The 6,008-nt window shown below is 76.6% G+C and carries 1 protein-coding gene; it reads left to right on the top strand.

Annotated features, from left to right (window positions below; translation table 11 throughout):
* Window positions 1–6,008: type I polyketide synthase (locus B1205_RS30230; protein ID WP_254909790.1), on the top strand; the 6,008-nt coding region annotated here is incomplete at both ends.

Below are 6,008 nucleotides of genomic sequence, written 5' to 3'. Positions count from 1 at the left end.
AGGACGGCGCGTCCAACGGGCTCACCGCCCCCAACGGCCCCTCCCAGCAGCGGGTCATCCGGGCGGCGTTGAGCAACGCCCGGCTCGACACCGGCGACGTGGACGCGGTCGAGGCGCACGGCACCGGCACCACNCTCGGCGACCCGATCGAGGCGCAGGCGCTGCTCGCCACGTACGGGCAGGACCGGGACGGACGCGACCCGCTCTGGCTCGGCTCGGTCAAGTCGAACCTCGGGCACAGCCAGTCCGCCGCCGGTGTCGCCGGCGTGATCAAGATGGTGCAGGCGATGCGGCACGGCCGGCTGCCCGCCACCCTGCACGTCGACCAGCCGTCCCCGCACATCGACTGGTCCGCCGGCGCCGTCTCGCTGCTCACCGAACCCCGGCCCTGGCCGGCGGCGGACCGGCCGCGCCGGGCCGCGGTGTCGTCGTTCGGCATCAGCGGGACCAACGCCCACGTCATCCTGGAACAGGCCGAACCCGCGCCCGCCCCGACGCCCGACACCGACCGGCCGGCCCTGGTCGCCGGCCCGGCGACCGTGTGGTCGCTGTCCGCCCGCTCCGCCGAGGCGCTGCGCGAGCAGGCCGCCCGCCTGGCCCGCCACGTCCGCGCGCACACCGACCTCGACCCGGCCCGGCTGGCCTGGTCGCTGGCCACCACCCGGTCGGTCTTCGAACACCGGGCCGCCGTGGTCGCCGCCGACCCGGCACAGCTGCTCGCCGGGCTCGACGCGGTCGCCGCCGGCGCCCCCGCCGGCGCCGTCGTCACCGGGCAGGCCGGCGAAGCGGGGGAGGGCCCGGTCTGGGTGTTCCCCGGCCAGGGCGCGCAGCACGCCGGCATGGCGGCCGAGCTGATCGGCGCCGCGCCGGTCTTCGACGAGGCGCTCGCCGAATGCCAGGCGGAACTGGACCGCTGGCTCGACGTCGACGTGGTCGCCGTGCTCACCGGCGCCGACGACTCGTGGCTGACCCGCTCCGAGATCGCCCAGCCGGTGCTGTTCGCCGTGGGCGTGGCGCTGGCCCGGCTGTGGCGGCACGCCGGAATGACCCCCCGCGCCGTGATCGGCCACTCCCAGGGCGAGATCGTCGCCGCGCACGTGGCCGGCGCGCTCACCCTCGCCGACGCGGCCCGGGTGCTGGCGCTGCGGCTTCGCGTACTGGCCGAGGTCGCCGGCACCGGGACGATGGCCGCCGTCGACCTGCCCGCCGCCGAGCTGGCCGCCCGCCTCCCCGAAGGCGTCACCGTCTCCGTGGTCAACGGCCCCGCCACCACCGCCGTCGCCGGGCCGCCGAAGGCGGTCGCCGACCTGGTCGCCGCGCTGGTCGCCGACGGCGTACGGGCCCGGATGGTGGCCGTCGACTACGCCTCGCACTCCCCGGCCGTGGCGCCGGTCGCCGAGCGGCTGCGCACCGAACTGGCCGGCCTCACCCCGCGCGCCGGCGACGTGCCGATCATCTCCACGGTCACCGGCGACCGGCTCGACGGCATCCGCCTCGACGCCGACCACTGGGCCGACAACCTGCGCCTGCCGGTGCTGTTCGACACCGCCGTGCGGACCGCGATCGCCGCCGGGCACACCGAATTCGTCGAGGTGTCCCCGCACCCGGTGCTCACCATGTCGGTGGCGGCCATCCTGGACGACACCGCCACCACCGGCCGCGCGCTGTCCACCCTGCGCCGCGGCGAGGACGCCCGGCTGCGGCTGCTGACCAGCATCGCCCAGGCCCACGCCGACGGGCTGCCGGTGGACCTGCGCCACGTCCTCGCCCCCGCGCCGGTCCTCACCGGCCTGCCCACGTACGCGTTCCAGCGGCGACGCTACTGGCCCGAGCGGATCGCGGCGACCACCACCGGCCCGGTCGGCCCGGACGTGATCGACGTCGAGTTCTGGTCGGCGGTGGAACGCGCCGACGTGGCCGCGCTCACCGCCCAGGGCGACGCCGACCCGGAGGTGCTCGCTCCGGCGCTGCCGCTGCTGTCGTCCTGGCGCCGCGCCCGGCTCCAGCGGGCCGTGCTGGACGGCTGGTCGTACCGGGTGACGTGGCAGCCGGCCACCCCGACCCCCGGCGCCCCGGTCACCGGTGACGTGCTGGTGGTGCGCCCGACCGACGCCCCGCTCCTGGACGCCGGGCTGGACCTGCTGGCCGCCGCCCTGCCCGAGGGCGCGACGCTGCGCACGCTGACCGTCGACCCGGTCCACGTCACCCGGGCGGAACTGGCCGCCGGGCTCGCCGGCGAACCGGCCGTGATCGTGTCCCTGCTCGGGCTGGCCGACACCGAGCACCCCGGCCACCCGGGCATCCCCACCGGCCTGGTCGCCACCACCCGGCTGGTGCAGGCCACCCAGGACGCCGGCGGCGCCGCCGCGCTGTGGTGCCTCACCCAGGGCGGCGTGGGCACCGGCCCGGCCGAACCGGTCGCCAGCGCCGCCCAGCACGCGCTCTGGGGTCTGGCCCGGGTGATCGGCCTGGAACACCCCCGGCAGTCCGGTGGCGTGGTCGACCTGCCCGCCGAACCCGACGCCGCCACCTGGGCGGAGGTCGCCCGGATCCTCGGCGGCGTGGGCGACGAGGACCAGTTCGCGGTCCGCCCCCACGGCACGTTCGTGCGCCGGCTGGCCCGCACCACCGCCCGCACCTCCGGGCAGCTCGCCGGCTGGCAGCCGCGCGGCACCGTGCTGATCACCGGCGGCACCGGCGCGATCGGCGCGCAGGCCGCCCGCTGGCTCGCCGCCAACGGCGCCGAGCACCTGGTGCTCACCAGCCGCCGCGGCCTCCACGCCGCCGGGGCCCGCGAGCTGGTCGACGAGCTGAGCACCGACGGGGTACGGGTCAGCGTCGTCGCCTGCGACCTGGCCGACCGGGAGCAGGTCGCCTCGCTGGTCGCCGGCCTCGACGACGTCGCGCCGCTGACCGCCGTGCTGCACGCCGCCGGCATCACCCGGCTCACCGCGCTGGTCGACACCGACCTGGACGTGTTCGACCATGTGATGGCCGGCAAGGTCGCCGGCGCCGTCCACCTCGACGAGCTGCTCGGCGACCGGCAGCTCGACGCGTTCGTGCTGTTCGCCTCCATCTCCGGGGTGTGGGGCAGCGGCGGCCAGGGCGCGTATGCGGCCGCGAACGCCTACCTCGACGCGCTCGCCGAGCGGCGCCGTGCCCGGGGACTCACCGCCACCTCGGTCTCCTGGGGCGCCTGGGCCGAGGGTGGCATGGCCACCACCGAGGAGGCGCAGCGGCTGCTCAGCCGGCGCGGCCTCAACCCGATGCAGCCCGCCGCCGCGCTGCTCGCCCTGCGCCGGGCCGTCGAGCACGGCGAGACCACGCTCGTCGTCGCGGACGTGGACTGGTCGACGTTCGCCCCCGCGTACGCCTCCACCCGACCCCGACCGCTGCTCGCGGACATCCCGGAGGCCCGGGCGGCGCTGGCCGAGCGCCCCGCCGCCGAGGTCGACGACCGGGCCTCCGGGCTGCGCCGGGACCTGCTCGACCTCGCCCCCGCCGACCGGGAACGCCGCCTCACCGACCTGGTCCGCGACCACGCCGCCGCCGTGCTCGGGCACACCGGCACCGACGCGGTACGCCCCAAGCGTGCCTTCCGCGACCTGGGCTTCGACTCGCTGACCGCGGTCGAGCTGCGCAACCAGCTCACCACCGCCACCGGCCTGGCGCTGCCCACCACCGTCATCTTCGACTACCCCAGCCCGGCCGTGCTGGCCGGGCACCTGGCCACCCTGCTGCGGCTGCCCGAGCCCGGCGACGCGACCGCCGACGCGCCGGCCGGCGCCGTGACCGTCGTCGACGAGCCGATCGCGATCGTCGGGATGAGCTGCCGCTACCCGGGCGGCGTCGACGACCCCGACGGGCTGTGGGAGCTGGTCGCCGAGGGCCGCGACGGCATCACCGAGTTCCGCACCGACCGGGACTGGGACCTCGACCGGCTCTTCGCCGCCGACCCGGACGCGCCGGGCCGATCGTTCACCCGCCACGGCGGCTTCATCGACCGGGCCACCGAGTTCGACCCGGACTTCTTCGGCATCTCACCCCGCGAGGCCCTGGCCATGGACCCGCAGCAGCGGCTGCTGCTGGAGGCCACCTGGGCGGCGTTCGAGCAGGCCGCGATCGCTCCCGACGCGTTGCACGGCACCTCGACCGGCGTGTTCGTCGGCGCGTCCCCGTCCGGCTACGGCGCCGGCGACGAGACCCGCGACCTGGACGGCTACCGGCTCACCGGCGGCGCGCACAGCGTCATCTCCGGCCGCGTCGCCTACACGTTCGGGCTGGAGGGCCCGGCCGTCACCGTGGACACCGCCTGCTCGTCGTCGCTGGTCGCGCTGCACCTTGCCGTGCAGTCGCTGCGCCAGGGCGAATGCGACCTGGCCCTGGCCGGCGGCGTGAACGTGCTGGTCACCCCCGGCGCGTTCGTCGAGTTCACCCGGCAGGGCGGCCTGGCCGCCGACGGTCGCTGCCGCTCGTTCGCCGCCTCCGCCGACGGCACCGGCTGGTCCGAGGGCGTGGGCGTGCTGGTCGTCGAGCGGCTGAGCGACGCCCGCCGCAACGGCCACCGCGTGCTCGCGGTCGTGCGCGGCTCCGCGGTCAACCAGGACGGCGCCAGCAACGGGCTCACCGCCCCGAACGGCCCCTCCCAGCAGCGGGTCATCCGGGCCGCGCTCACCGCCGCCGGCCTCACCACCGCCGACGTGGACGCCGTCGAGGCGCACGGCACCGCCACCACGCTCGGCGACCCGATCGAGGCGCAGGCGCTGCTCGCCACGTACGGGCAGGACCGGGCCGGTGAGCCGCTGTGGCTGGGCTCGATCAAGTCCAACATCGGGCACAGCCAGGCCGCCGCCGGTGTCGCCGGGGTGATCAAGATGGTGCAGGCGCTGCGCCACGGCGTGCTGCCCCGCACCCTGCACGTCGACGAGCCCACCCCGCACGTCGACTGGTCCGCCGGCGCGGTCGAGCTGCTGACCGAGGCTCGCCCGTGGCCGGCCGTGAACCGGCCCCGCCGGGCCGCCGTCTCCTCGTTCGGCGTCAGCGGCACCAACGCGCACGTCATCGTCGAGCAGCCGCCCGCGGTCGAGGACGAGCCGGCCGACCGGCCCGCGCCGCCGCTGGCGCCGGTGCTGGTGTCGGCGCGCGGCGACGGCGGGCTGGCCCGGCAGGCCGCCCGCTGGGCCGCCGCGCTCGCCGCCCCCGACCGGCCCGAGCTGGCCGACGTCGCCCGGACGTCGCTGACCGCGCGAACCGCGTTGGAGCACCGGGCGGTGCTGCTCGCCGCCGACCACGACGAGCTGGCCGCCGGGCTGCGCGCGCTGGCCGCCGGCGAACCCGCCGACACCGTGGTCGTCGGCCGGGCCGTCGACCGGGGCCCCCTCGCGGTGCTGTTCTCCGGTCAGGGTGCGCAGCGCGCCGGCATGGGCCGGGAGTTGTACGACGCGTTCCCCGTCTTCGCGTCCGCGTTGGACGAGGTGTGCGCGCAGCTCGATGTGTTGTTGCCGCAGCCGTTGCAGCCGGTGCTGTTCGGCGACGGCGACCTGCTCGACCGGACGCAGTTCACGCAGGCCGGTCTGTTCGCGGTCGAGGTGGCGTTGTTCCGTCTGGTCGAGTCGTTTGGGGTGGTCCCGGACTTCGTCGGTGGTCACTCGATCGGCGAGGTGACCGCCGCGTACGTGGCCGGAGTGCTGTCCCTGGCGGACGCGTGTGCGCTGGTGGCGGCGCGGGGCCGGTTGATGCAGGCGTTGCCGGCCGGTGGCGGGATGCTGGCGGTGGCCGCATCGGAGGCCGAGGTGGCCGAGTCGATCTCGGGTCATGCGCGGGTGGGTGTGGCGGCGGTGAACGGGCCGGCGTCGACGGTGGTGTCCGGCCCGATCGACGCGCTCGACGAGGTCGAGCGGGCGTGGCGGGATCGCNACGCGTTCCACAGTCCGCTGATGGAGCCGATGCTCGACGAGTTCCGGGCCGTGCTCGACGGGTTGAGTTTCTCCGCGCCGCTGCTGCCGATC

This window comes from Micromonospora sp. NBS 11-29 (assembly GCF_002140155.1).
Lineage (GTDB): Bacteria > Actinomycetota > Actinomycetes > Mycobacteriales > Micromonosporaceae > Micromonospora.
This window is presented reverse-complemented; position numbering and strand designations above follow the sequence as displayed.